This is a genomic window from Micromonospora sp. NBC_01405 (genome assembly GCF_045040155.1).
Lineage (GTDB): Bacteria > Actinomycetota > Actinomycetes > Mycobacteriales > Micromonosporaceae > Micromonospora.
On sequence record NZ_CP109532.1, the window covers coordinates 2,975,298 to 3,000,808 of the forward strand.

Annotated in this window: 25 protein-coding genes; 8 read left to right on the plus strand and 17 right to left on the minus strand. The window is 72.2% G+C overall.

What is annotated here, in order from left to right:
* Positions 1-119: 119 nt before the first annotated feature.
* The 3 genes from OG559_RS12470 to OG559_RS12480 are packed head-to-tail and all read left to right on the plus strand — an operon-like array spanning position 120 to position 3,401.
* The gene (locus OG559_RS12470; protein ID WP_405115325.1) at positions 120-2,528 is read left to right on the plus strand and encodes an AAA family ATPase; all 2,409 of its coding nucleotides are present in this window, start codon (positions 120-122) and stop codon (positions 2,526-2,528) included.
* On the plus strand, positions 2,525-2,932 hold the full coding sequence (locus OG559_RS12475; protein ID WP_405115328.1) for a hypothetical protein: 408 nt from the start codon (positions 2,525-2,527) through the stop codon (positions 2,930-2,932). The genes OG559_RS12470 and OG559_RS12475 overlap by 4 nt, the downstream gene beginning before the upstream one ends.
* The gene (locus OG559_RS12480; protein WP_405115330.1) at positions 2,892-3,401 is read left to right on the plus strand and encodes a hypothetical protein; all 510 of its coding nucleotides are present in this window, start codon (positions 2,892-2,894) and stop codon (positions 3,399-3,401) included. Before OG559_RS12475 ends, OG559_RS12480 begins: the two co-directional genes overlap by 41 nt.
* Before the next feature lie 17 nt (positions 3,402-3,418).
* On the opposite strand, the gene OG559_RS12485 is transcribed toward OG559_RS12480, so the two are convergent.
* Genes OG559_RS12485 through OG559_RS12495 form a run of 3 tightly spaced genes read right to left on the minus strand, consistent with a single transcriptional unit; the run spans position 3,419 to position 4,999 of the window.
* Positions 3,419-3,637, minus strand: coding sequence for a hypothetical protein (locus OG559_RS12485; protein WP_405115332.1), 219 nt, complete (start codon positions 3,635-3,637; stop codon positions 3,419-3,421).
* A 2-nt stretch (positions 3,638-3,639) separates the two neighbouring features.
* Positions 3,640-4,842 carry a helix-turn-helix domain-containing protein gene (locus tag OG559_RS12490; RefSeq protein ID WP_405115334.1) on the minus strand — a complete coding sequence of 401 codons (1,203 nt, stop codon included), beginning with the start codon at positions 4,840-4,842 and terminating at the stop codon, positions 3,640-3,642.
* Positions 4,829-4,999: a hypothetical protein gene (locus OG559_RS12495; RefSeq protein ID WP_405115336.1), complete on the minus strand. Its 171-nt coding sequence runs from the start codon at positions 4,997-4,999 to the stop codon at positions 4,829-4,831. The genes OG559_RS12490 and OG559_RS12495 overlap by 14 nt, the downstream gene beginning before the upstream one ends.
* 363 nt (positions 5,000-5,362) lie before the next feature.
* Here OG559_RS12495 and OG559_RS12500 point away from each other — a divergent pair, with 363 nt between their 5' ends.
* Together OG559_RS12500 and OG559_RS12505 are read left to right on the plus strand one after the other, a co-directional pair.
* Positions 5,363-6,241: a helix-turn-helix domain-containing protein gene (locus OG559_RS12500; protein WP_405115338.1), complete on the plus strand. Its 879-nt coding sequence runs from the start codon at positions 5,363-5,365 to the stop codon at positions 6,239-6,241.
* Between the two features lie 14 nt (positions 6,242-6,255).
* Positions 6,256-6,438, plus strand: coding sequence for a DUF397 domain-containing protein (locus OG559_RS12505; protein WP_405115341.1), 183 nt, complete (start codon positions 6,256-6,258; stop codon positions 6,436-6,438).
* A gap of 131 nt (positions 6,439-6,569) precedes the next feature.
* On the opposite strand, the gene OG559_RS12510 is transcribed toward OG559_RS12505, so the two are convergent.
* A complete protein-coding gene (locus tag OG559_RS12510) occupies positions 6,570-6,953 on the minus strand; it encodes a hypothetical protein (protein ID WP_405115343.1) in 384 nt (127 codons plus the stop codon).
* Positions 6,954-7,202: 249 nt separating this feature from the next.
* Here OG559_RS12510 and OG559_RS12515 point away from each other — a divergent pair, with 249 nt between their 5' ends.
* The 3 genes from OG559_RS12515 (at position 7,203) to OG559_RS12525 (ending at position 10,172) form a co-directional block, all read left to right on the plus strand.
* Complete coding sequence (locus OG559_RS12515; RefSeq protein WP_405115345.1) at positions 7,203-7,424, plus strand: hypothetical protein; 222 nt, start codon at positions 7,203-7,205, stop codon at positions 7,422-7,424.
* A 7-nt stretch (positions 7,425-7,431) separates the two neighbouring features.
* Positions 7,432-7,989 carry a DUF6879 family protein gene (locus OG559_RS12520; protein ID WP_405115347.1) on the plus strand — a complete coding sequence of 186 codons (558 nt, stop codon included), beginning with the start codon at positions 7,432-7,434 and terminating at the stop codon, positions 7,987-7,989.
* A 155-nt stretch (positions 7,990-8,144) separates the two neighbouring features.
* Entirely contained in the window at positions 8,145-10,172 is a 2,028-nt protein-coding gene (locus tag OG559_RS12525; RefSeq protein ID WP_405115349.1) for an ATP-binding protein, read from the plus strand.
* Here the strand turns inward: OG559_RS12525 and OG559_RS12530 are convergent.
* From OG559_RS12530 to OG559_RS12590, 13 genes are all read right to left on the minus strand, one after another.
* The gene (locus OG559_RS12530) at positions 10,169-10,894 is read right to left on the minus strand and encodes a CDP-alcohol phosphatidyltransferase family protein (RefSeq protein WP_405115351.1); all 726 of its coding nucleotides are present in this window, start codon (positions 10,892-10,894) and stop codon (positions 10,169-10,171) included. The two genes, OG559_RS12525 and OG559_RS12530, sit on opposite strands and share 4 nt — an antisense overlap.
* Complete coding sequence (locus OG559_RS12535; protein WP_405115353.1) at positions 10,869-11,936, minus strand: iron-containing alcohol dehydrogenase family protein; 1,068 nt, start codon at positions 11,934-11,936, stop codon at positions 10,869-10,871. The genes OG559_RS12530 and OG559_RS12535 overlap by 26 nt, the downstream gene beginning before the upstream one ends.
* Positions 11,924-12,655, minus strand: coding sequence for a sugar phosphate nucleotidyltransferase (locus tag OG559_RS12540; protein WP_405115355.1), 732 nt, complete (start codon positions 12,653-12,655; stop codon positions 11,924-11,926). The genes OG559_RS12535 and OG559_RS12540 overlap by 13 nt, the downstream gene beginning before the upstream one ends.
* A gap of 80 nt (positions 12,656-12,735) precedes the next feature.
* The gene (locus OG559_RS12545) at positions 12,736-13,506 is read right to left on the minus strand and encodes a hypothetical protein (protein ID WP_405115357.1); all 771 of its coding nucleotides are present in this window, start codon (positions 13,504-13,506) and stop codon (positions 12,736-12,738) included.
* Positions 13,503-13,952: an NUDIX hydrolase gene (locus OG559_RS12550; RefSeq protein WP_387022614.1), complete on the minus strand. Its 450-nt coding sequence runs from the start codon at positions 13,950-13,952 to the stop codon at positions 13,503-13,505. Before OG559_RS12550 ends, OG559_RS12545 begins: the two co-directional genes overlap by 4 nt.
* A 157-nt stretch (positions 13,953-14,109) precedes the next feature.
* Entirely contained in the window at positions 14,110-16,125 is a 2,016-nt protein-coding gene (locus tag OG559_RS12555) for a hypothetical protein (RefSeq protein WP_405115359.1), read from the minus strand.
* 222 nt (positions 16,126-16,347) lie between these two features.
* A complete protein-coding gene (locus OG559_RS12560) occupies positions 16,348-17,397 on the minus strand; it encodes a glycoside hydrolase family 26 protein (RefSeq protein WP_405115361.1) in 1,050 nt (349 codons plus the stop codon).
* A 79-nt stretch (positions 17,398-17,476) separates the two neighbouring features.
* Positions 17,477-19,012 (minus strand): lipopolysaccharide biosynthesis protein, encoded by a 1,536-nt coding sequence (locus OG559_RS12565; RefSeq protein WP_405115363.1) that lies wholly within the window; start codon positions 19,010-19,012, stop codon positions 17,477-17,479.
* Positions 19,000-19,860, minus strand: coding sequence for a sulfotransferase (locus OG559_RS12570; RefSeq protein WP_405115366.1), 861 nt, complete (start codon positions 19,858-19,860; stop codon positions 19,000-19,002). The genes OG559_RS12565 and OG559_RS12570 overlap by 13 nt, the downstream gene beginning before the upstream one ends.
* Positions 19,857-21,086 (minus strand): hypothetical protein, encoded by a 1,230-nt coding sequence (locus tag OG559_RS12575; RefSeq protein WP_405115368.1) that lies wholly within the window; start codon positions 21,084-21,086, stop codon positions 19,857-19,859. Before OG559_RS12575 ends, OG559_RS12570 begins: the two co-directional genes overlap by 4 nt.
* Positions 21,086-22,573, minus strand: a complete 1,488-nt coding sequence (locus tag OG559_RS12580) for an O-antigen ligase family protein (RefSeq protein WP_405115370.1) — start codon at positions 22,571-22,573, stop codon at positions 21,086-21,088. The genes OG559_RS12575 and OG559_RS12580 overlap by 1 nt, the downstream gene beginning before the upstream one ends.
* Positions 22,570-23,562 (minus strand): DUF3048 domain-containing protein, encoded by a 993-nt coding sequence (locus OG559_RS12585; protein WP_405115372.1) that lies wholly within the window; start codon positions 23,560-23,562, stop codon positions 22,570-22,572. Before OG559_RS12585 ends, OG559_RS12580 begins: the two co-directional genes overlap by 4 nt.
* Positions 23,559-25,391: a lipopolysaccharide biosynthesis protein gene (locus OG559_RS12590; protein ID WP_405115375.1), complete on the minus strand. Its 1,833-nt coding sequence runs from the start codon at positions 25,389-25,391 to the stop codon at positions 23,559-23,561. The genes OG559_RS12585 and OG559_RS12590 overlap by 4 nt, the downstream gene beginning before the upstream one ends.
* Between the last annotated feature and the right edge of the window lie 120 nt (positions 25,392-25,511).

Below are 25,511 nucleotides of genomic sequence, written 5' to 3' on the forward strand. Positions count from 1 at the left end.
ATGAGAGCCGAGGTAGTCAGATAGACCCGATGACTGTTATCCCCGGATAACAGTAGGTAGGACAGTGTAGGCGACCGATCTGCGATTCCCTCGATGCGCCAACAACATCAGGGGGTCTGATGGACGACACGCTTACGCTCTACCAGGAACTCTCCGACCGCCTTCACCGGTCCCAGGTGCCCCGCGAGGTCGGCGACCTGGTCCTTGCCGCCTTCCACGGCGAGCAGGTTCTCGACGCCGTGCTGCGGGGTGAGGGCCTGCCGCCGTCGCCCGAGCCCGGCGAGTCGGGCGGTGCCGAGCCCCAGGCGTTCCTGGAGGAGATCCGGGTCGCCGGCTTCCGCGGAATCGGCCAGCATGTCACGGTCGGGCGGCTGCCCAAGACCGGGCTCACCGTCTTCGTGGGCCGCAACGGTTCCGGGAAGTCCAGCCTCGCCGAGGCCATCGAGTACGCGCTGACCGAGGACTCCCCGCGCTGGGCGCAGCGCCCGTCGGCCTTCCGCGAGGGCTGGCGTAACCTGCACCACGACGGCGCACCGGAGATCCGCCTCAGCCTCCGGCTCGACTCCGGCCAGCAGGTGACGACCCTCCGCACCTGGCCGGCCGGTTCCACCGACCTGACCTGCGCGACGGTCACCACGACCATCGGCGGCGCCGCGATGCTGCCCGGTCAGGTGCCGCAGTGGCTCGGTCAGGCCGCCCGCTACCGGCCGTTCCTGTCCGCCCGGGATCTCGAACGGGTCATCACCGCCACGCCGGCCGAACTGTACGACGCGATCGCGCCGATCCTCGGCCTCGGGGCGCTGCGCGACACCGACGCCCGGCTGAGGCTGCGGCGCAAGGCCTACGACGACCGGGCAAAGGCGCTCAAGGCGGCCTTCACCGAGCTGCGCGAACAGCTCGGCAGGCTCGACGACGAGCGCGCCCGCGACGCCCTGAGCGCCCTCGGCACGCAGGCCGGCCGGGCCGACCTGACCAGGCTGGCCGACCTCGCCCGCAGCGACACCGCCGCGTCGGAGGAGCACGCAGCGGCAGCCGCGCGGCGGCTCGCCGAGCAGGACCTCCCCGACCTCGGTCCAGCGTTGGCCGCGCTGGACGAGGCCGAGGCGGCGGTGCGGCAGGTGAGCGCCACCGACAGTGGCGTCGCCGACCGGAGCGCCCACCTGCTGCGGGCCGCACTCGACGTGCACCACGACCGGGGCGACGGCCCCTGCCCGGTGTGCCAGGCCGGCACCCTCGACCAGGACTGGCGTACGCAGGCGGAGAAGGAACTCGACCGGCTGGCCGCAGCCGCCGAAGCGGCGCGTAGGGCCGAGCAGGCCCACGTGCACGCCCGCCGGAAGGTCGACGGGCTGGCCGGCGCTGTGGGGCGGCTCCTGGCACCAGCCGCCACCGCGCTGGCACCCCATCTCTCCGCGCAGACCACGGCGATGCGCGAGGCTCTCGCCATGCTCGGTGCCGACCCGGCCGCCTGGCCCGGCGTCGTCGCAGCGCACGCCACCCTCGCATCGGCGGCAGCCGACTGGCTCGCCCAGCGTCACGACGCCTGGCGCGAGCCCGGTGCCGCGATCCGGCGGTGGGTCGACGCCGCGACCCTGGTGCGGGCCGAAGCGCCGACCCTCGCCCTGCTCACCAAGGCCCGGACGGCGCTCGACGACGCCGACAAGGCGATGCGCGTCGATCGACTGGCCGACTTCGCCGTGCAGTCGGACCGGATCTGGCAGAAGCTGCGGCAGGAGAGCAACGTCGAGATGCGCAATCTGCGGATGGAAGGAGTGAACAACACCCGTCGGGTCCTGTTTCCCGTCGCCGCTGACGGCGTCGAGACCAACGCCCTCGCGGTGATGAGTCAGGGTGAGCTGCACGCCCTCGGGCTGGCGGTCTTCCTGCCCCGCGCCTGCGCCGAGGCCAGTCCGCACCGGTTCGTGATCATTGACGACCCGGTGCAGAGCATGGACCCCACCAAGATCGACGGCCTGGCCGAGGTGTTGCGGGAGATCGCCCTGACCCGGCAGGTCATCGTGTTCACCCACGACGACCGGCTGCCGGAAGCGATCCGTCGGCTCGACATCGAGGCCGACGTCCGCGAGGTCACTCGCCGAGAGGGCTCGATCGTCGAGGTCCGCCCGGTCTCCGATCCGGCAGACCGTTACCTCGACGATGCCCGCGCCCTGGTCGCCGCCGAGATCCGGGACGAGGTGAAGTACCTGATGGTGGCCGGGTTCTGCCGGTCCGCGATCGAGTCGGTGAGCATGGATCGCTACCGGGCCGCCCAGCACCAGAGCGGCACGCCCTACCACCAGATCCAGGAAGGGCTCAGCGGGGCACACGCCGTCCAGGATCGGCTCAGCCTCGGGATCTTCGGCCGCATCGTGTCCCGGTCGGACCTCTTCGCTCGGCTCGACCGTGACTACGGCGCGCAGGCCACCCGGACGGTCAAGGCGGTAGCGCAGGCGGTCCACGGTCATCGGACCATGCCCCTCCAGACCATGGTCGACAACACCGCCACGCTCGTAAGGCGGTTGCGATGACGACGTCCCCATATCTCGCCGCCGCCGACCGCATGCTCACCAGCATCATCCGGGGCGCGCGGGGAGCCTGGCCCCGAGCGTGCGCCTGGCTGCTGCGCCACGAGCTGGAAGCAGCAATGGACCGGTACTGGGCCCGGGTCTGCCCGGAGATCGGGCTGACCCGGGCACAGCGGCCGAAGCTGCTGCTGCTCGCCCACTACGCCGGCCCCGAGCTCGGGCACCGGGCCAGCTATCTGTGGTGGGCGCTGTCCCGCGCCGGTCACCACCACTCGTACGAACTCGGCATCACCGCCGCCGAGCTGGCCCGACTCCGCACCGAACTCCTCGACATCGTCACTCTCCTCGACCACTCGGAGGCCTCACATGCTGAAGCGGGACTACGCCCTGCTGATGCTCGGCGTTGAGGCGCTGGCCATCGTCGGCGTCGTCTACTACCTCGTGACGCTCGACCTCATGAGCCTTGCCTGGTCGGCGTCGATCATGATCGCCATCCCGGCCTGGGTGCTCGCCGTGAAGGCGCCGACGACGTGCGGCGTGACCACCCAGCAGGGCGGCCGGTGCGGCCGGAAGGTCAACGGGGTGATCTTCGGTTGCGGCCGGTCGAACCACACCTGGGCCAAGTTCTTCGCCCGCTTCGGCTGGCGTCGTCAACCGGATCCGGGCAGGTCGGCCCCTCGGGGGAAGCACTCCGGCGAGGCCTCGGAGGCCGGCGAGGTCGTGACGGTGAGGATCGCCGAGGACTGGAAGAGCACCGTGGCGTTCTGGCTCGCCCTCACCGCGACGACATGCGCGCTGGTCAGCGCCACCGTCGATGCCACCAACTTCATACGTGCTCAGGATCAGCCGAAACCGCCAGCCGCCGTTTCACGCTGACTGAGCGCCCGAACGAGTTACTGCCCGTCTGCGGTCGGCGGGGTTGCTGCACTTCGCTGCGGTACTTCTTCGGCGGCGCGGATGACGTTGCGGGCGGCGGCTGCCACTCGACAGTGCGGGGTTCGGCAGACCCGGCAGCGGCCGTCGGGGCCGGTCCGGTGGTCGCGGAGGATCGCTCGGGCGGTGAGGATCAGCCGGTTGCGGATCTGGGCCAACGACAGGAACGGCGCGGTCATGCTCAGGTCACCCCGAGGGCGGCGGCGAGTTGGATGATCGTGGCCGGGGCGTGCGGGTCGCGGGCCACCTGGGCGAGCACCTCCCGGGCGGCCGGCCGGTGGCGCACCTCAGCCGGTGCCATCCGGTCGGCATCGACCAACACCCGGCCCGCGCTGACCGGGTCGCCGGCCTGGACGTACGCGCGGGCGGCATCGACCAGGTGCGCTGCCCGGTGTTCCACCGGTAGCCACCGCCAGGCGTCCCGCTTGGTCGTCTTTTCGTGCCAGGCAACCGCCTCGCTCGCGTCGCCCAGGTCGAGGGCTGCGGCGGCACGGGCCAGGTCGACCGCCGTCGGCCCGAACGCGGTCCGGTGATGGTCGTGGCCGTCTCCTACCCGGGCGGCCATGCCGGCGGCCTCGTCGAGAAGTTCGGCGGTGGCGTGGTCGTCGCCCCGGCGGGCCGCCGCCAGGGCGGCCTGCACGAGCAACGTCCCGCACAACGACAACGCGCCGGGGGTGCCGCCGTCCGGATCGGGCGGGGCGATTCGGTACGCGGCAGCCAGCGTCGCCGACAGCGCCGCCCGCGCCCGCCCCGAAGCGCGGAACACCTGGCCAAGCTGCACCACGGCGGCGGCCACCAACACGGGATCGCCGGTCGCGGCAGCCATGGCCCGATCCGCGGCCAGCCAGCCCAGCTCGACCTCGCCGAGCTTCACCAGCAGCGACGCGGTCAGCCGATACACCCCCACCAGCAGCGGGCGACCCCACCCGGAATCGTCGGCGACGACCCGCTGCACGCCGGCCAGCAGGCCCGGCACCACGGCGATCACCTGCGGATACCGGGCATGCTGAAACATGACCCACGCGTGCTCGACATCCCGGGCCAACCGGTCGACCGGCAGCACAACACGGCGGGCCACCGGCCGCCCCAAAGCAATCTCGTACGTCGACAGGGCCTCCCGAATCCGCTCCACCCCCTCGGCCCGTTCGGCCACCACGGCGGGTTGAACGTCCCGGCCGAGCAGCACGGCGGTATCGATCCGTAGAGCAGCGGCGATGTCCCGCAACGTCGACACCTTGTCCAGCGACCGGACACCCCGCTCGACCTTGTCGACCCAGGACTTCGACTTACCGAGCCGATCGGCGAACACCTGCTGCGACAGCTTCCGCCGCCCCCGCCAGTACGCCACCCGCCGACCGACCGGCAGCAGGTCACCGCTGTTCACTACGCCACCGCCGGTCCGGCTTTGCCCGGGTGCTCTCCTCGGCCGGTATCCGCTCCGCCTCGGCCTGGGCGAGAATCCGCTGCCGGGCAGCCTCCCGCTCCGCCGCCTGGATTTGCTCGCCCCGGTCCTCGCGCTCGGGCTTCCGCCGCGCCGTCACGACCAGCACCCCGCCCGGTGCTTCCCTGCGAGGACCGGCAACGGCCGTTCCGGCAGGTAGGTCACTCGGGCCACGCCGATGGCCCGGTAAGCCCCTGCCCGCTTCGGATAGCTCGTCGCCGGACCCAGGCGGCCGAGTGGGCTCGCCCGACAGTGCTTGAACGGCCAGAGCTTCGACAGCAGACCGGGGCGCGTCGGGTTCTTCGCGTGCCGAGCCATGAAACCTCCCGGAGGCGTAGTGACTTCCAAGCAGAGAGTGACAAATCCGACCCGAGAAGTCTAGGCTTCCATGGAAAGTTTCCATGGAAAGACATGGCTCGCTCCGCGTGCCTTGATCTCTGAGGTGGAGGGGAGAACACTGGCGGTGTTCGCGACCCTGGAGGTAGACGTGGCAAGGGCAAGCGGCCCGACGATCGCGCGATGGCAGCTCGGCCGGGAGCTGCACCGGCTCCGCGAGGCAGCCGGCGTCTCACACAAGGAGATCGCGACCGAGCTGGGCTGCTCGGAGTCGAAGATCTACAAGATCGAATCAGGGGTGGTCGGCGTCAGCCGGGCCGACGTGATCGTGATGCTCACCCGCTACGGCGTCAGCGACGACCGGATACGGCAAACCGCCCTCGACCTCCAGCGCCAGGGCAAGGAACGCGGTTGGTGGGCGAAGTTCGGTCAACTCCCGAACCCCTACAGCATGTACATCGGGTTGGAGTCCGCAGCAAACGCAGTACGGAACTTCGAGCTGGCTGTTGTGCCGGGGTTGCTCCAGATCGAGGCATACGCCTACGCAATTGCCAGTGCCGCATGGCCAGGCCAGAGCGAGGAAGCACGCCGCCGGGTTGAGGTGCGCATGACCAGGCAGGCTTGCCTTTCCGAAGAGCCGGCGTTGAAGTTTTGGGGAATCGTGGATGAGGGCGTGCTGCGTCGTCAGACCGGCGGCCCAGACGTGATGCGCGCCCAGCTCCATCACCTCATCGAGATGAGCGACCGGCCGAACATCGAGCTTCAGGTACTGCCGTTCAGCGAGGGGTGGCACCCCGGCACCGTGGGCTCCTTCTCGATCCTGGAGTTTCCCGAGGACATCCACAGCCCAGTCGTGTACGTGGTGAGCCAGGCGGGAGACACCTATCTCGAACGCGAGGATGACTTGCGGCGCGTTACGCTTGCCTACACTCACCTGCACGCGGCAGCGCTCAGCGTCAACAAGTCCCGGGAGCTGATCGCCGCCATCGCCAAGGACATGACGTAGGGAGAGTCGCGGCAATGGACCGGTCACGCGCGGTGTGGCGCAAGAGCAGCCGAAGCGACGCCAACGGCCAGTGTGTCGAGGTGGCGGACCTCCGCGACGGGGTCGCCGTCCGAGACAGCAAGGACAAGTTCGGCCCCACGCTGGCCTTCGACGCCCAGGGCTGGCGCAGCTTCATCCACTCCCTCAAGAGCAACTAACGCAGCCTCCCGTACCGATGCGGCAGTAAGGTGCCCCGGCTCCCTTCTCGGGAGCCGGGGCACCTGCCAGAGGACTCGGTGTGGGTCGACGGTCGGGGCGGGCGAACGACTCCGGCCGCTGCCATCCACTTTCACGGCCCGCCGAACGAGATACCCCCGTGGATGTCGCGGGCCTGCACTACGGGCCCGCTGACATCGCCCGAGATGGAGTTCGCCACGCTGTCCGGGCCCGCTGCGACGGCCGCGTTGGCCTGTTCCCATCGGGCCTGGAACTCTGCACCGAACGCCGGGTCGCGTCGCACCTCGCGATCCAGCAATTGGGCAAGGGCGCGAGCGGTGTCCTGCGACGGCTGGTGGAGCATGCCCTCGATGACTTCCCGGGCCTCGGGCTCGCGCCGAAATCGGTCTCGCAGGAAGTCGATCAGCGCGGACACTGCCGTCCGGCCGCCCTGGGCGAGCTCGGTGGTCGTCCACGCGACGAGCGTTGTCGCCGCGGTGACCATGAGCGGGTCCACCGTCGGTCCACCTCCAAACGGCCGGCTCCGGCCTGCGCGAAAACCAACAAGACGGCGAATCCCATCCGCGATCCGGCCAGTCAATCCGGTCCGCACCCTGCGACCCCTTTGGACGTGGGCGTTATGGCGAGTTGCGTGCCCCCGGGTCACGAAGATCGGATACACGATAGCGACTTGTTCGGTCACTACGCTACGCACTACCGTCCTCACCTACGGCACTGAATGGCGTCAGTCTCGAAGGAGGTCGCGGTGAAGCTGACCAAGCTCTACAAGGACCCCGGGTCGGGTGGCAACGGCTGTCCGACGGTCTACCTCGCGGACAGTGGAGAGCTGGTCGTCCAGGGGCACTTGGTCGACGGCGACACCTTCGGCGAGTTGGAGAACGTCCTTCCCGGTGAGGGTGCGGTGCGAATCTCCGCCGATGTGGTGCTCGGCGCGATCGAGCGCTACCGCGAGTCCGGGCAGCGGTGAGCGAGGGTTGACCCGATCGTTCACGTCGCTGGATGACGCCGAGTTCAACCAGTTGTTCCGCGACTTCCGCTACACGGCCTACCGGCTGGAGACTCTTCAGCGGTACGACGTGTCGTACGAGCAGGATGAGTTCGCCCGGTTCCTGGCGGGCGAGACTCGCGGGGAGTTTCCCGGGATCGCCGCCTGGTGTGACACCGTGCGGGCAGCGGTGTCGGCCGGCAAGCGCATGCACCGGGTCCATGTCATCACCGAACCAGTCTCGGAATACGTCCGGTTCGAATGCGGATGGGCTTACGAACACACGGTCGAGGCGGGCGAGGACGTCCGCCTCATCATGGTCTCCGGCGACGGCTGGCCGGCAGCGTTGCCGCACTACGACTACTGGTTGTTCGACTCCACGCGGCTCGTGGCGATGTACTACGACGAGCAGGGACGGTTCGTCTCCGGCGAGTTGATCAGCGAGCCGGACAAGATCGTGCAGGCCAACCTCTGGCGTGACGCCGCCGTCGCGGCGTCGGTCCCCTATCGAACGTACGCAGCCCAGCTTCAACCCAGCTCCCCATAGCTCGCAACTCGCAGGGGAGGAGCAGCGTGCACACCGCGCACAACGAGTCGTCAGGCGATGCTGAGGCTGTCGTTCAGGCGGGGACGGTGTACGGCGGCATCAACCTGGTCGGGCGTGCGGGACCACCTCCACCTCCTCCTCCACCGCCTCGACAATTGCCCCTCGACGCGACCCGCTTCGTCAACCGCCAGCAGACCATCACCCGACTGGATGCCGCACTGCCCGTCGAGAACGACGCGACGGCTGCGGGAGGCCAGTCGATGACCGTCGCGGCCATCGCGGGCGCCCCCGGCGTGGGCAAGACAGCGCTGGCCGTGCACTGGGCGCACCGGGTCCGGCAGCGGTTCGCCGACGGCGATCTCTACGTCGACATGCGCGGCTACGGCCCAGGCCCGGCCCTGGACGTCGGACAGGCACTGGACACATTCCTGCGCGCACTCCACGTGCCGGCCGAACAGATCCCGACGGACACCGAGGGACGCGCCGCCCTCTACCGGTCCGTCCTGACCGGCAAACGGGTGTTGATCGTCGTGGACAATGTGTCCACGGTCGGCCAGGTTCGGCCGCTGCTGCCGGCGACCCCGAGCTGCATGGCGATCATCACCAGCCGCAGCCGGCTTTCCGGCCTCGTCGCGCGGGAAGGAGCGTCACGCATGACCCTGGACGTCCTGTCTCCCGACGAAGCAGTTGCGCTGCTGAGCGACAGCATCGGCGGCGACCGTGTCAACGCCGAGCCGCAGGCAGCCGCCGAACTCGCCCGCCGCTGCGCCTACCTCCCGCTAGCCCTGCGGATCATCGGGGAACGCATCGCCAACACCCCCTACGCCACCCTCGCGGAGTTCGTGGCCGACCTGGCACTCGTCGACCATCAACTTGACGCCCTCACCGTCGACGATGACGAACTGTCCGACGTCCGGGCCGTGTTCTCCTGGTCCTACCAGGCGCTGCCCGAGGAAACAGCGCGGTTCTTCCGCCTCCTCGGGTTGCACGCCGGCTCCGACATATCCGCCGCCGCCGCAGCAGCCATCACCGGCCTGAACCTCCCCCGAGCCCGCAAGCTGCTCGACCAGCTCACCGCAGCGCACCTCGTGCAGAATCCCGCCCGCGAGCGGTACCTGTTCCACGACCTTCTGCGTGCCTACGCCCTCGAACGCGCGCAAGCCGAAGAGATCCCCGAGCAGCAACGCCAAGCGCGACGCCGCGTCTACACCTGGTACCTGTGGATGGCGGAGGAAGGCCGGAAAGTCATCCTCCCCTACTCCCACGCCATCCCTCTCCCCCCAGCCGGACCCGACGTGCCGTTCACTCCCCCCAGCGCGGTGGCCGAGGCAATGGCATGGTTCGAGCGGGAACGCCTGAACCTCCTCGACAACGTTCGACAAGCAGACCAGCTGGGTGACCACGACATCGCCTGGCAGCTACCCGTGGTCAGTGACGGCTTCTTCGAACTCAAGTCGTACTGGTCCGACTGGTGCGACGTCCACCTCACCGGCCTACGTGCCGCCCGGTCCGCCGGGTCACGCCTCGGCGAGGCCGCCAACCTGCGCTGCCTCGGCGACGCCTACTGGCGGACGGAGCAGCGCGAGGCCGCGCTCGACTGTTACCGCCAAGGCGTTGACGCCAGCCGCGACGTCAACGACCACTGGGTAGAAGGATTCTGCCTCCGGGGCCTGGGCCTCATCCACGAGGAACTCGGACGAATAGAAGAGGCCCTCAACCTTTACAGCCAGGCACGGGAGGTCTTCCGGCGCCACGGCCTCACCCGAGGCGAAGGCATGTCGCTGCTCAGTCTCGGCAACTGCCACCGCGCACGCGGACACCTCGACACCGCCATCGACCACTACCGGCAAGCGGTCACCATCCTCGACGGCATCAACGACCAATGGAGCGTCGCTTGGGCCTCCTACCCCCTCGGCTTGGCCTACCAGCAGACCGGCCAACTCGACGAAGCCCTCGAACAGCATGAGCGGGCCCTGGAACTCTTCCGCAGATTCGACGACCGACGCTGCGAAGGACTCACCCTCGCCGCCCTCGGCGACACCTTCCATGCCACCGACCAACGCGACGATGCACAGCGCTGCTGGCAGCAGGCACTCCAGATCCTCGACCCACTCGGCGATCCCCACGCAGAGGCTGTCCGCCGCCTCGTCGCACAACAGGACAGCTCCGACGAAACGTACTAGCGCAGCGAGGCGCGGGCCGAGAAGGCGATGCTGGCCAGCAGGAAGCCGCCGTTGACGATCGTGAACGCCACGATCACCCAGAAAACCAGGGCCGGGGCGAACGCCAGCACCAGCCCGGCCACGAAGATCACCGCGCCGTAGTCGCGGACCAGCTTCGCCAGCCGCACCGGCAGCGAGGTCGAGGTGACCATGCTGGCCGCGTTCGGGCCGGCCTGCATCACCGAGGTCACCAGGTTGACCATCCAGGTGCCCGCGAAGACGGCGACCAGCCAGGACGGCGTCTCCGGGCGCTGCGCCACGGCCGTGGCGGACAGCGCGGCCACCAGGGCGATCTGGGCGGCCACGTCGCAGAGCACGTCCACCCGCGCGCCGGCCGCGCTGCCCTGCCCGGTCACCCGGGCGAGCTGCCCGTCGGCGCAGTCCAGGGCGTACGCGACCTGCCAGCCGACCAGCGCGGCCAGGCCGACCACCCAGGCCGGCACGTCCCCGGCGGCGACCCGGCCGGCGAGGGCCACCACCGTCACCGAGGTGGCCAGGCCGAGCACCAGGTTGGCGATGGTCAGCGCGGTCGGGCGCAGCCCGAGCCGCTGGGCGACCAGCGCGAACACCGCGCCCAGCCACTGGCTGACCGACTCACTGAACAGGCCACCGCCCCGGTTGACCCGGTGGAAGTCGGCTACGGAGGGGCGGGACGAATCAGTCAAGGTGGTCGCGGAGTGCACCGGCGTAGTCTGCCAGCCGCTCCCGCGTCTCGGAAGGCGACATCGCCAGGTGCTCCAGGATGGTGTACCGGTCCGGCCGGGTCCGGGGCGCGAACTGCACCGCCTCCACGAACTGGTCGTCGTTGAGCCCCACGTCGGCCGGCAGCCGGGGCAGGCCGTGCCGGGCCAGGCAGGCCGACATCTCCCGGAACCGGCGCAGGTCTCCCCGCAGCCAGGTGCAGAAGAGCGCGCCCAGCCCGGCCAGCTCGCCGTGCGAGGCGGTGCCCGGGAAGAGCGCGTCCACGGCATGCATGATCTCGTGGCAACCGCCGCTGGACGGGCGGCTCGTGCCGCAGATCGCCATCGCCAGGCCGCTGGAGATCAACGCCTCGGCGAGCACGGTGACGAACGCGTCGTCGGTCATGTCGCCGGGATGCGCGAGGACCGCCTCCGCGCCCATCCGGGCCAGTGAGGCGGCCAGGCCGTCGACCGGCTCCCCGCGTACCTGCCGGGCCAGCTCCCAGTCGGCCAGCGCGCTGATGTTGCTCACCACGTCGCCGATGCCCGCCCGGTTGTGCCGCTCCGGCCCGGCCTCCACGAAGTCCAGGTCGATGATGACCGCGATCGGGATGTGCACCCCGTAGGAGCCCTTGATCCCCTCGGTGATCAGCGAGGCCACCGGGGAGGCGATGCCGTCGTTGGCCAGGCTCGTCGCCACCGTGACCATGGGCAGCCCGCGCCGGGTGGCCGCGTACTTCGCCACGTCGATGGTCTTGCCGCCGCCGATGCCCACCACCGCGTCGTACGAGCGGGCGCGGAGCTTCCCGCCGAGGTCGTCGGCGGCGTCCAGGGTGCCGCCCGTCACCGTGAACACGTCCGCCGAGCGCAGCGAGGGGCGGATCAGCTCGGCGATCTGCCCGCCCTGCCCCGGCCCGACCACCACGGCCACGTCGCCCCCGGCGGAGATCCGGCCGTCGGCGAGGATCGCGGCCAGGTCCGCCACCGCGCCCCGCCGCACGTCGATGTGCAGCGGGGTGAGGACCGTTCGGGCTAGCAGCGGCACGCGATCTCCCGCGCCCGGGCCAGGTCGGCGTGGTTGTCGACCTCGACCCAGGAGACGTCGCCGATCGGCGCCGCCCGCACCTCCCCGCCCCGCTCGGCGAACTCCTGGTAGCCGTCCTCGTAGTAGAGGTTCGGGTCGCGCCGCCAGGTCGTCTCCAGGGCGTCGGCGAGGGCGTCGGCCACCTGCGGCTCGATCAGCGTCGCGCCGATGTACTCCCCGTACGCCTCGCCCGGGTCCATCAGCTTGGTGATCCGGGTGAGCTGGCCGGCGGCGTCGAAGGTGGTCTTCATCTCCTCCTCGGCCAGCGCCTTGATGGTGTCCACCGCGAGCAGGATGCCCGGGCCGCGCTCGGCCAGCAGGGTCTTCTCCACGCTCACCGGGTGCACGGTGTCGCCGTTGACCAGCAGGACGCCCCGGGCGAAGTGTTCCCGGGCCAGCCAGAGCGAGTACGCGTTGTTCCACTCCTCGGCCCTGTCGTTGTGCACGAGGCTGATCGTGACGCCGTGGCGCTTCTCCAGCTCCGCCTGGCGGGAGACGACCGCGTCCGCGGCGTACCCGACGACGATCACCACCTCGGTCAGCCCGACCTCGGCGAGGTTGCGCAGCGCGATGTCCAGGATGGTGGTCTCACCGTCCACCGGCACCAGCGCCTTGGGCAGGGTGTCGGTGTACGGGCGCAGTCGACGCCCCGCACCGGCGGCGAGCACCATACCGATCATGCGACGTTCTCCCTCGTACGACTCCGGGTCACCGGTGGAGGATAGCGCCGGGACGGAACACGCCCGCCGTCAACCGGGGTTCACCCCGGCAGCGCGGCCAGGTCGGCGAGCACGGCCAGCCGCTCGTCGGCGGTCAGCACCGCGTACGGGCCCGCCGCCCGCCGGTCCGTCTCCTGCTCGATGGCCAGCCGTTCCGGGCCGTCCGGCAGCTCGGTGATGCTGAGCGCGGTGTGCCCGGCCGCCGTCCACGCGGCCTCGTGCGCGTCGGCCCGGTGGTAGCGCAGCGTGCCGAGCCGGTTGAGCAGCAGCACCCCCGGCGAGGCGCCGTCCGGCTCGTGCGGAGGTGCCATCACGGCGAACGCGTCGCCGGCCGAGCCCGGCTCCTCCTCGGCGGCGACCATCGCGTACGTGAGCAGCCGGCCGAGCGCCTCGACCAGCCGGAGCACCCGGTCGTCGTGCCCGGCCCACAGCTCCTCGGTCACCTCGGCGTGCACCTGGTAGATCTCGGTGAGGAAGGCCTGCCCGCGTTCCGTCGCGGAGAAGCAGCCGTCGGGGCGGCGGTGCAGCATGCCGTAGGCGACCTGCTTGTCCAGCGCCCGCTGGCAGGACCCCGGGTCCCGGTACCGGGTCACCGCGGCGAAGCCCGCCGGGTCGACGGTCCCGCCCGGCGCGGCCAGCCGGGTGCGGAACTCGATCAGGAAGCCGGTGGCCGCCGGCCCGCCGTACCGCTGGCTCAGCTCCGCGCCGCCCCCGTCGCGGCCGGCGAGGATGCCGGCGACGAAGACCCGGTCCACCGGCGGGGCGACCAGCCCCGCGAACCGGTGCGGCGCGAGCTCGACGTCGTCGCTCACAGACCGATCGAGCGCAGCGCCGCGAAGGCGTCCTCGGCGATCCGCCGGATCAGCCCGTCGTCGACGTCGCGGTGCTCGTCCAGCAGGGCGACGTCCCGCTCGGCCAGCCAGCGGAACTCGGTGTGCTTGCCCTCCTCCAGCCGGGGCCGGCTCAGGTCGCCGTCGACCCGGACGAGGAAGTCGATCTCGATCCGGTCCAGCCCGTCGGCGCCGGTCCAGCGGTACTCGCCGACCGGGCCGAGGACGTGCGACACGGTCCAGCCGGTCTCCTCGGTGACCTCCCGGCGCAGCGCGTCCTCGACCCCCTCGCCCGGCTCCAGGTGGCCGCCGACGATGTCCCAGGTGCCGGGGAACAGGACCCGCTGCGGGGACCGGCGCTGGATGAAGAGGCGGCTGTCGTCGTCGACGATGAGCGCGCCGGCGCAGCGGAGAGGCTCTGTGGGCACGTCACGACAGTAGCGAGCCGGGGCCGGTACGGCGATGCCCCCGTACCGCCGGTGGGCCCCGCGGGCGGCGGGACGCCGACGGCCCGGCCCCCGCGAGGGGACCGGGCCGTCGGTGGAGGCCGGTCGGGCGGGGTCGTCCCCCGCCTTGCGACGACGGTTACGGGCCGGTGAAGACCGCCCGGGCCCGCCAGTCGACCCCGTTGACGGCGGGGCCGCTGCGCACGGTCCAGGCACCCGAGGGCGCCCCGTTGACCCAGCTCGCCGACGACAGGTTGCCGGTGGTGCGGCTGATCAGGTAGATCCGGGACCCCGAGACGAAGACGCTGCCGGAGTCGGTGAAGCCGGTCGCGCCGGCCACGGTGAACTTGTCCGCCCCGACGGTCCCGCTGTCCGGGTTGAACCAGCGCCAGAAGAGGCCGGCCTGCCCGCTGAGCGTGTAGTAGAGCCGCCCGTTGGTGTAGAACATGCCGGTCACGTTCGCGATTTCCGGGTAGAAGCTCACGGTGGCGCCCCGGAACGTCTGGCCCTCCGGCCCACCGCCGGTCACCACCGTGTCCCACAGCGGGTCGTGGTACGGGTCGACCAGCTTGGGGGCGCCGAACGTGGTGCCGTTGAACGTGCGCCGCCACAGCGCGCCGTTGATCCCGTAGAACAGGGTGCCGCCGACCCAGAATGCGCCCTTGGCCGTCGACCAGGTGGTGCCGTCGGGGTTGGCGACCGATGCGGCCGCGCCCACGGTGCCCGTCCCGTCGTACGACCGGCGCTGCACCGTGTTCGCCGTGCCGCTGCCGACCCCGGCCTGGTAGACATTGCCCGGCAGGGCGGCGGTGGCGGTGGAGTGCGGGGCGGCGCCGCCGGCCAGCGGGAAGAACGAGATGCGCTCCCGGCGGTACTTGCGGTTGCCGATCCAGGGCTGGTCGGAGCCGAGCCAGAGGCCCTGCGGGGTGACCAGCAGTTCCGCCACGCCGTACCCGCGCGGGTTCCGGCCCGGGTTCCAGGCCAGCGGCAGGCCGTTGAGCGGGTCGAGCGCGGCGATGCTGGGTCGGGCGACCGCGCCCGGGAAGGCCGAGTCGGTGGCCGAGGTGTTGTTCAACCAGCGGAAGTGGCCGCCGACGTAGATCGCCTTCTCGGTGATGCCCACCGAGAGCAAGGTGTCCCCGCCGCTGTAGTTGACCCAGGTCGGCTGGACGGCGGTGCCGGTGGACGAGGTCTCCCAGCGGGTCGCGGCGTCGCAGAGCGTCCCGGCGGACGGCCCGCCCGTGGTGGCGACGACGAAGTAGCTGCCGTCCGGCGAGAAGCTCACGTCCCGCACGTACGAGTCGAACTTCTTCCAGGCGCAGCGCGGCTCGTAGCGGTTGGTGTTCCAGGACGAGACGGTCGCCGCGGTGCTGCCGAGGGCGAGCCGGACCACCTGGTCGTGCAGGGCCCCGTTGGCCTTCTTGAAGTTGCCGATCACCACGAGTTGGGTGCCGTCCGGCGAGACGGCCAGCTTCTCGGCGCCGACGCCGGCCGTCGCGCCGCTGACCCCGTCGTAGTTGTGGTGCTCGGTCAGCTTGGCGGTGAGGTAGCCGTCGACCGCGCCGGTGGTGGCGTTGACCGAGACCAGGCCGCCGCGCGCCTGGCTGGCGGCGGTGGTGAAGGTGCCGCCCACCAGCAGCCGGGTGCCGACCCGGGCCACGTCGTTGACCACGCCGTTGAAGGCCAGGTTGGGGAAGCTGGTGACCAGGCTGCCGTTGGAGAGGTTGACCAGGGCGAGCTTGCGGCGGGCGGTGCTGTTGACGTTGTTGAACTTGCCGGCGAGGTAGACGGTGCCGGCGGTGGGGCCGGCGAGCACGTCGTAGACCTCGCCGTCGACCGCCGGCACGAACGTGGTGTCCACCTTGCCGGTGGCCTTGTCGAAGGCCAGCACGTACTTGCGGGCGACGGTCACGTCGGAGTCGCGGTTCTGCACCCCGGTGAACGAGCCGCCGACGATCACCTTGCTGCCGGCGTCGTGGATGGCGAAGACGGTGCCGTCGATGATGTCGGGGGTGAGGGTGGACGGGACCGCTCCGACCACGGTGGTGTGGTCGGGCGCGGCGGGTGCCGGGCCGGCGACGAGCACGCCGGTGGCGGTGAGCGTGGCGGTCAGGACCGCGAGCGGTCGGCGGGTGAGCGCCGGAAGACGGGTCACGGGCAACTCCGGAGGAACGGCGGAGAACTGATTTGGGAATGCCTCCGTGACCGGGCGGACCCGGTCGGTCACTGCCGGTCGGGGAGGCGACGACCGGCGACGAAAAGTCTGAGGACACGATGTCGTATCGGACGCGCGGCGTCTACCCCGGGGTGTCCGATGTGCCTGTCGTCATTGTCGCTTTTTTCGGCCCGTCCGGCCCAACCGGGCGAGCCGACGGCGTCACTCGGTACGGGGGCCGTGCACCGGGACCGGCGGGGGCGGCGCGGCGAACCACGGGTCGGCGGTCAGCTCCCGGTACGCGGCCAGCCCCTCCGGGTCGTCGTTGAACGTGCTGTCGTACACGGGCTTCGTGTTCTGCTTCGCGGCGAAGTAGACCACCGCCTTGATCTGCGGGTGCCGCTTGACGTAGTCGCGGGCCTCGCTCAGCCAGGCGGCGCGCTGGCCGGGCCCGCCCGGGTACGTCACCCCGAACTCGCCGATCACCACCGGCCGGGGGTGCTTGGCGGCGAAGGCCATGAAGGTGTCCATCTGCTCGGCGAAGCCGTCGAACTCCTTGCCCGGGTACACGTCGGTGCAGAGCCAGTCGACCTGGTCGTCGCCCGGGTAGTACGCGGCGGCGTTGCGCTTCTCGTCGACGAAACCCTGCACGTGCGGACACCAGACGAAGCCGGCGTTGGTGGCCCCCACCTCGGTGAAGATGCCCCGGATCCGCTTCCAGGCGGCGACGTAGTCCTCCGGGGAGTGCACGCTCTGGGTCAGGTTGGGGCGGTCCATCTCCCACCGCCAGCGCAGCAGCAGCGGCACCCCGAACTGCTTGATCTTCTCGGCCCGCTGCCGGATCAGCTGGTCGTACACCCCGTCCCGGATGGACCGGGTGTCGGCGCCGGACCAGGAGATCATTTGAAGCTTCCCGGCCGCCTGGAACGCGTGCTCGGTGGGGCCGGGGAAGTCGTCCTCCCAGTCGTGGAACATGTGCGCAAGGACGACCTTGCCACGGGTCTGTTCCCCGAACGCGGTCAGCGCCTCGACCCGACCCTCCGGGGTCTGCCAGTCCGGCTTCACCCAGGCGCCCAGCCAGACGCCCTCCCCGGGCAGTTCGGGGCCGCGCCCGGTGGTGCGCAGGCCGTCCGCCGGGCGGGGGCTCGGGCCCGGCGCGGTGCCGGTCGGTGTGGCCGGCGGCGGCACGAAGTCCGGAGCCGGCTTGGAGCACGCCGACACGGCCAGCGCCGATCCGAGCAGGAGCACCACCGCCGTCTGGAACCGCTTCATCGTTGCCGTACCTTCCCCGTGCTGAGGCCACCGGCGTGCCGATGGCGGACGTTCAGTGGACAGGCCCGCGGTCGGGACCTCAGCGCCGCCGACCCCGGCGCAGCGCCCGCAGCGCGTCGAGTTGGAGCACCCGGCGCAGCCGCCACACCCCGGCGGCGTACCCGGCGGCACCGAGCACCGCCAGCACGGCCAACGTGACCGGCCCGACGTCGGCCACCGTGCGGGCCAGCAGCGCCGGCACTCCGAAGCAGGCCACCGCCAGCCCGGCGGCGGCGAGCGTGCCCCGGCCGAACGGGTGCAGCCGGTACGCGTGGTGCAGCTGGGCCAGCGGCACCAGGTTGGTGATCAGGATGGACGCCGACCAGGCGACCGCCGCCCCCATGATGCCGAAGCGCGGGATGAGCAGCACGTTGAGCACCACGTTGACGACCGTGCCGGCCAGCGCGTTGTAGAACGTCCAGGACGTCCGGCCGGCCATGTTGAGCACCGTGTCGACCATGCCGCAGCCGGTGGCCACCAGCATGCTCAGCGCCAGGAACACGGTCACCCGCTGGCCGGCGGCGTACCCGTCGCCGAACAGGTGCAGCATCGGCTCGGCGAAGACCGCGAAGAGCAGGTACGCCGGCCAGGCCAGCAGCACCAGCCACCCCGTGGCGGCCTGGTAGAGCCGGCCGGCGGCGGCCCGGTCGTCGCGGACGAGGTGCTCGGCCAGCCGGTGCTGCACGGCGGTGGACAGCGCCTGCCCGGAGAGCTGCCCGAGGGCCAGGAACCGGGTGGCCGCCGTGTAGAGCGCAGCCTCGGACAGCCCGCGCAGCGCGCCGAGCAGCACGATGTCGAGCCGCTGCACCGCCATCTGGGCCAGCCCGCTCAGCGCCCGGGGGCCGCTGTAGCGCCAGTACGGCCAGAACTCTTCCCGCAGCGACACCGGCGGGGCCTGCGCCCCCCGCTCGGCCCGCCGGACCAGCCGGGCCAGCCACACGGTGCCGAGCAGCGCTGCGGGCAGGTAGGGCAGCGCCCAGGCCAGCGGCAGGGCGGTGGTGGCGGAGAGACCGAACAGGGCGACCAGGCCCACCCCGACCAGTTGCAGCCCGGTCCGACCGAGCCGCTCGACCAGCAGCAGCGGGCGCATCTTGCCGAACCCCCGGCAGGCGGCCAACGCGAAGTCGCAGAGCGCGGCCACCGGCACGAAGACCAGCAGCACCCGCAGCGCCCGCACCGCCCCGGGCACCGGCTCGTCGAAGGTCAGCGCCACGATCCGCGGGGCGGCCCACCAGCCGGCCAGCGCGATCAGCGTGCCGAACAGCACCACCGGCAGCAGCCCGACCAGCACCGACGCGCGGATGCGCTCCGGCTGGCCGAGGGTGCGGTAGCGGCTCAGGAAGTAGACCGAGCCGACGCCGGTGCCCAGCCGGGCCGCCGCGTACGCGATCATGAAGGCGCTGGTGGCGGCGAAGAAGAGGCCCGCGTCCGCCATGGACCAGGCCCGGGTGACGACGATGTTCAGGCCGAACCCGGCGACCGCCGCGACCGCCACCCCGAGCAGGTTCGCCACCCCGTGCCGGGCCGCCCCGCCCAGCTCGCCGCCCGGTGACCGGGCCGGCGCTACCGTCGCCACGACGGCACGCGTCCCCACCAGGCGCTCAACCGCTCGTCGTACGGGGCGAAGTGCTCCTCCAGCCGGGCCTGCAGCGCCGGGTCCATGGGCGAGCGGGACCGGGCGTTGTGCTTGCCGAACGAGATCCCCGCCCAGTGCGGCAGGCCGAGGAAGTCGCAGACCGCGTCGAACGCCGGCCGGGGGTCGGCGAAGAAGTCGTCCGCGTCGACCACGTGCAGCCGATCCCGACCGAAGATCGACTCCAGCCGTTCGAGCTGCTCGACGTAGCGTCCCCGGGTCAGGTAGGCGTTGTGCTGGTAGTGGTTGCTGTGCGCGGTCGGGTCGGCGAGCAGCCGCTCCCGCTCACCGGCGATCCGCTCCTCCTCCAGCTCCAGGGCGCGCTCGAAGCCCTCCGGCTCGAAGCCCCGGGCCGCCTCGTGCGAGTGCGCCGAGTACGCCCGCTCCACCGGGTCGCGCAGCAGCACCAGCAGCCGCACGTCCGGCAGGTCCCTCGCGATCCGCTCGCCGGCCAGCGGGTGGAACATGTAGTACGGGCTCGACTCGCCGGTCACCCCGCGCACCCCCGCCCGCTCCCGGACCGCCTCGGCCTGCCGGACGGTCGGGAAGTGCCCCAGGTACCAGTCCATCCCCCGGTCGTAGCCGGTGTCGAAGTAGTGCACGCCCTTGTGGTAGTTCGCCGGCAGCACCGCCGGGTGCTGCGAGAGGGTCTTGAACAGCGACGTCGTGCCGCACCTCTGGGCACCCACGATGAGGAAGTCGGGGGCGAGCCGCGACCCGGCGGTCCACCGGCCGTACGTCCGACTCACCGACCGCACCGCGCGCCGCGCCTGTGCCTTTACCAACGTCACTTCGCCACTCCTCCCGCGCCCGGCCGACCGGCCAGGTGATCCTCCACCGCCGGCAACAGCCAGGCGGCCACGTGTCCCAGCCGGGCGCCCGCCTCGGCCTGCCGGTCGCGCAGGTACCGCGCGGCCAGCTCGACCAGGTAGAGCACCGCCACCAGATCGGCCACCCCGGCCGGCTGCCCGAACTCCGCCAACGCCCCGGCCGCGTCGGCGATCAGCCGCCCGGCCGCCACCCGCGGCTCCACGCCGGCCCGGGTGATCGCCGTCTGCACCCGACGGTGCAGGGCGTCGAAGCCGACCGGCACGTCGTCGGCGAACCGTTCCCAGTCCCAGACCAGCACCCGGCCGTCGGCCAGGGCGGCGCTGTTGCCGCCGTTCCAGTCGCCGTGCCAGGCGCCGAGGTCGAGCACCGGGTCGGCGCGGCGAACCTCGGCCAGCACGGCGCGCAGCCGGGCCGCCTCCGGGCGGTCGCCGAGCGCCGCCAGCTCGCCGGCGAGTCGCCGGGCATGGGCGCTCTCGCCGTACGGCCGGCGGTCGACGCCGACGCAGCGGCTCACCGCGACCATGGCGGCCCGCTCCGCCTCGGCGGCCCGAGCGGGGGCGGCCCGGGGCAGGCCCACCGGCAGGGCGCTCTGCACCAGCAGGGCGTGCCCGCCCCAGGTGCCGTGGTGCAGCACCTCGGCCGCTGCGATTCCGGGCAGGTCGAGCGTCGCCAGCCGGCCCAGCACCGCCGCCTCGGCGTCGACCAGGGCCCGGGTGAGCGGGTCGACGCCGAGCTTGGCGTACCCGATGGGGTCGCCGACAGCGTCGAGGAGCTGGACCACCGGCTTGCGGTTGGCCCGGGCCGGACCGATGTGGATGCTCAGCAGCGCCGGCCGGCCCAGCACGGCGGCGAGGTGCGCGTCGAGCGCGTCGGCGGCGGCGTCGACCACCAGCCGGTCCCGGAACGCGAGCCGGCCCAGCCCGGTGCGGAACGCCGCCGCCAGCACCGCGCGGCGCAGCCGGGCCTTCGCCCCCTGCGCCTCGGTGGAGTGCCGGACCGCGCCCGCCGCCGCCCGCCGGGAGCCGGCCGGGACCAGCAGCCGGGGTCGCGCGGCCGACGGGACCACCGCGAAACCGGCCCGGCCGCCGCGCCGCAGCGCCGGTCGGGCCGGCGCCGGCCAGACCACGCCGGCCAGCTCGGGCAGGTACGCGCCGCGGGCGTCCGCGCCCGGGGGTGGGGTGAGCATCAGTGGGACCGCCGTTCCGGCCACGCGCGCGGGCCCGTCGTCTCCAGTGCGGCGAGCCGGGCCTCGCGGCGCAGTTCGCGCAGGTGCAGGTCGTTGCGGGCGAGCAGCGCCACGCTGATCAGCCCGTACGCCAGGGTGGTGTTGAGCGAGCCGTAGAGGAACTGGAAGAACAGCATCAGGATCAGCACCAGGCTGCCGGCGATGCCGATCGGGGTGTGGTCGTGCCGGAACCGCCACAGGCACCAGAGGAAGAACGCGCTGTAGCAGAACGCGCCCACCCACCCCTGGCCGGTCAGCAGGTTCCACAGCTGGCCGTTGCTGCCCAACTCCCGGTTGCCGCACTGCTTGCAGTCGGCCGACTTGCCGATCGCGATGGACCGGTTGCTGCCGATCAGCGCCCGGTTGCCGCCGTAGCCGAGCACCGGTGAGTGGTTCGCCGCCTCCACCGCCCCGTTGGACAGGGTGGACCGGATGTCGTCGCTGTGCCCGTTGGCCATCCGCTCGTTGAGCAGGGCACCCAACGGCGAGGCGAGCACCGCCACCCCGACCAGGCCGGTGGCCAGCGCCAACCCGACCAGGACGACGATCCGGCCGCGCAGCGCCATCCGCACCGCCACGTACACCGCGCCGATCACCAGGCCGATCCACAGCCCCCGGTTGAGCGAGTAGACGATCGGGAAGATGGCGGCGGCCACCACCAGGTACCCGGTGAGCCTGCGCGGCCCCCGGCCGAGGACCACCCAGCCGACGATGAACCAGATCAGCAGGATCGCCATGTTCTCGCCCCAGGTGTTGGTGTACTCGAAGGGGGCGGCCGGGCGGGGCGAACTGGCTTCCCCGGCGAGCACCTCCTGCACCTGGGCGACCTCGACGTGCATCAACCGGTTGACGAACGGTTCCTTGGCGATGGCGGCGGGGAGGATGTAGTTCAGCGGCGCGACGAACTTGAGCTGGGGAAACAGCGCGCCGACGTACCCGCCGACGACGGTGATCACGGCCATGAAGCCGAACAGCTTCACCAGCCGCTTGCGGGGCAGCTCGCGCTCGCTGAGGTTGAGCACGTACAGCATCGTCACGGTCAGCGCGGTGTAGTTCATCACCCGGATGCCCCAGCCGATGTACCGGCCGGACCCGTTCGGGGTGAGCGTGTTGGGGGCGGTGATGTCGAGCATCAGCCCGGACAGCACCACCCAGGCCAGCAGGATCAGCCAGATGCCGAAGCCCGGCGGCACCCGCACGGCGCCGCGCCGGTAGAGCTGGAAGCCCATCGGGACGGCCAGGATGGCGAAGATGAACGAGGGCAGGCCGAGCGCCCACCACAGCGGGTACAGCACGAAGAGCGCGGTCACCGGCCAGGCGACGGGCAGCCGCAGCGACCAGCGGCGAGCCCCGCCGGCCGGCGGGCTCTGCGGCGGGTCGGCCGGACGGCGACCGGCCCGCGCCGGCTCCGGCCCGGGGTTGGGCCGGAGCGGGGCGGCCGTGGTCATGTCACGCTGACCTTGGCGGTCTTCGGGGCGTAGATCACCCAGGCCGGTCCGGGCTGCGGGCGGATCTGGTAGCCGGCCGTGTCGGTGACGTTGCACACCAGCTTCTGCCCGGGCTTGCTCCACTGCGCCTTCGCGCTGGACGGCCCGGACACCACCACCGCGGCCCCGGACCCGTACACGTTCGCCCCCGGCAGGGAACGGGGGCTGGGCTTGCGGACGTCGATGGTGCGGTACTCCATCGTCAGCACGACCACCGAGGCGACGCTCACCGTGGCCTTGCCGACCCGGCCGCGCCACGACGAGCTGGCCGCGTCGTACGTCCAGGTCTGGCCGGGGTGGCCGGGCGCGGTGACGGTCAGCCTGCCGGCCGGGGTGACGCCCTGACTGGCCAGCGCAGTCCCCGGGATGGCGTGGTCGAAGACGCGGGTCGGCGCGGGGCCGCCCTTCGGGGCCGCCTGCCGCAGCGCGGCGACGGACGCCTGGCCGGACGGGAACGCGGCCGAGCGCTGCGCCGGGGTCACCCCCGGCAGGTCCGCCGCCTCGAACTGGCGGAGGAACCCGGTGGGCCCGCCGGCGTAGCCGACGAACGGGCGCAGCACGCCGACCGTGCGGATGTCCACCGGCCGGATCTCGGCGACCGGTCCCACCCGGGCGGCGTCCCGGGACTGGTAGACCGCAGTCAGGTGCAGGCTCTCCGACTCGGCGAACTCCTGGTAGACCAGGTCGGCCTCGGCCAGCCCGGCCGGGCTGGTGCCGGCGGTCACCCGCAGCGGCACCACCACGGCCTGGCGGGCGGCCGTCGCCGCCGCGACCGGCTTTCCGGACAGCGGCGCGGCCGGCAGGCTCGGGGTGGGGCTGGGCCGGGGTGCCGGGGAACCCGGGTCCACCACGTTCGTCGCGCCGGGCGCCTGCTCCTCGGCGCAGCCGGCGCCGAGCGCGGCGACGAGCACGACCGCGAGCGTCGTGCCCAGCGTCCGCCGGCGGGTCACTCCCGCTCCTCGACCGGGTCGAGGGCCATCGAGTACCGGCTGGGGTCGGGGCCGTCGGTGTCCCGGGCGGAGCGGTAGACGGTGGACTTGCCGGTGGGCTTCTGCTGGGCCGCCGGCTTCGGCGGCCCGGGCGGCGGGGCCTGGCCCGACTTGGCCATGCCGGGCGGGACCGGGCCCGACTTGCCCGTGCCGGGCGGGGCGGGGGCCGGCCTGGCGGCGGTGTCCCGGGCACCCGCGCCGGCTCGGGGCAGGATCATCGTGGACTCGAAGTTCGGCGCGCCCGGCTGGGGCCGCCCGGCGGGCGTCGGCCGCGGGCGGGGCGACGGCGGGCCCTCCCGGCGGGCCGGCGAGGTGGGCGGGGCCGGCCGGACCGTCGGGCCCCGGTCGGTCAGCCGGGGGGTCAGCACCGCGCCGAGGACCGGCGCGTCGACCTGCTCGAACTGCCGCATCGCGGCGGTGATCTCGCTGCTGCGGGTCTGCCCGCCCTCGACCACCAGGATCACGCCGTCCACGTGCCGGGCCAGCGCCTGCGCCTCGACCGCCGCCGTCGGCTGGGCCGTCTCGATCAGCACGTGGTCGAAGCGGGCGGCCAACTCGGCGAGGATCTCCAGCATGGTGGCGACGGGCAGCTCCACCTCGGTGTCGAGGTTGCCCGGGAGCAGCACCCGGAGCTGGTTCAGGCCGGGGGCCGGGGTCAGCGCGGTGAGCGCCGAGACGTCGTGGCGCAGCACGTCGGCGAGGGTGTGCCGGGGCCGGACCCCGTCGAGCATCCCGGCCAGCGGGGAGTCCGGCTTGGTGGTGACCACCGCGACCTGTGCCCCGGTGCGGGCGTACGCCGCGGCGAGGTTGCCGACGACGAAGCCGGCGGCCGGGCCGGGGGAGGTGTCGGTGAGCAGCAGCAGACGGCCCCGCCCGGGCCGCGATTCGGGCATGGTGGACTGCAACACGTTGCGCAGCCGGCCGAGCTCCCGGGAGACCTCGTGGGCCGCCGGCAGGACGGTCAGCCCGGTCGGCCGGGGCGGCAGCTCCAGCAGCATCGGCAGGCCGAGCCGCTCGGCCACGTCCCGGCCGCGCCGGACCCGGGTGTCCAGCCGGTCCAGCACCAGGGCGACCACGATCCCGAAGAGCAGCCCGGCGCCGAGGCCGCTGGCCAGGTTGAGGGTGGTGTTCGGGGAGCTGGGCTTTCGGGGCAGCGCGGCGTCGGAGATGATCTCGCCGGGGTCGAGCACGATGCTCAGCAGCGGGCTCAGCCGGCTGTTGAGGCTGGCGAGCTGGTTGGTCAGCACGTTCCGGTCGGCCTCGGCGCGGGCCCGCTCGACCGAGTTGGACGGGGTCCCGGCGATCTTCCCGGCGACTGCGGCGAGCTGCTTGTTGGTCTCGGTGATCTGCTGCTTGAGCGCGGTCGTCTCGTTCTCCAACGACCGGGTGGCGGTGGCCAGCCGCAGGTCCAGGTACGCCTGGGCGAAAGAGTGTGACCCGGCCTGCGCAGCCTCGGGGCTCTGCGCCTCGTACACGATCTGGAGCACCTGACTGTTCGGCGGCACGGTTACCGACAGTGAGCGGACCAGGTCCTCCGGCGGGATGGCCGTCTTCAGCAGGGCCCGAGCCCGTTCGGCCACCACCAGGGAGCGGACCACCTGGGCCTCGGTGTCCAGGTTGACCTTGGTGCCCTGGTTGGCGTCCTGGCCGACCTGGCGGACCAGCAGCGACGTCGTCGAGACGTACGTGCGGGTCTGCACCTGGCTGACCAGCATGCCGGCGCCCGCGCCCAGCAGCGCGGCCACCACGAGGATCCACCACCGGCGGCGCAGCCACTCGAGGTAGGTCATCAGCGTGGGACCGTCTGAATCGCGCAGATCGGCGTGGTGAGGCGAGGGCATCGGGCTGTGTCGCTTCCTGTGGACCGGGACCGGCCAGTCGGCCGCAGCGGGCGGCACCATGGCGGAACC

What these genes read in the sequence shown, in the direction of transcription:
- OG559_RS12470 (WP_405115325.1), top strand. Translation starts at nt 120, where the DNA reads ATGGACGACACGCTTACGCTCTACCAGGAACTCTCCGACCGCCTTCAC.
- OG559_RS12475 (WP_405115328.1), top strand. Translation starts at nt 2,525, where the DNA reads ATGACGACGTCCCCATATCTCGCCGCCGCCGACCGCATGCTCACCAGC.
- OG559_RS12480 (WP_405115330.1), top strand. Translation starts at nt 2,892, where the DNA reads ATGCTGAAGCGGGACTACGCCCTGCTGATGCTCGGCGTTGAGGCGCTG.
- OG559_RS12485 (WP_405115332.1), bottom strand. Translation starts at nt 3,637, where the DNA reads ATGACCGCGCCGTTCCTGTCGTTGGCCCAGATCCGCAACCGGCTGATC.
- OG559_RS12505 (WP_405115341.1), top strand. Translation starts at nt 6,256, where the DNA reads ATGGACCGGTCACGCGCGGTGTGGCGCAAGAGCAGCCGAAGCGACGCC.
- OG559_RS12540 (WP_405115355.1), bottom strand. Translation starts at nt 12,655, where the DNA reads ATGATCGGTATGGTGCTCGCCGCCGGTGCGGGGCGTCGACTGCGCCCG.
- OG559_RS12560 (WP_405115361.1), bottom strand. Translation starts at nt 17,397, where the DNA reads ATGAAGCGGTTCCAGACGGCGGTGGTGCTCCTGCTCGGATCGGCGCTG.
- OG559_RS12575 (WP_405115368.1), bottom strand. Translation starts at nt 21,086, where the DNA reads ATGCTCACCCCACCCCCGGGCGCGGACGCCCGCGGCGCGTACCTGCCC.
- OG559_RS12580 (WP_405115370.1), bottom strand. Translation starts at nt 22,573, where the DNA reads ATGACCACGGCCGCCCCGCTCCGGCCCAACCCCGGGCCGGAGCCGGCG.
- OG559_RS12590 (WP_405115375.1), bottom strand. Translation starts at nt 25,391, where the DNA reads ATGACCTACCTCGAGTGGCTGCGCCGCCGGTGGTGGATCCTCGTGGTG.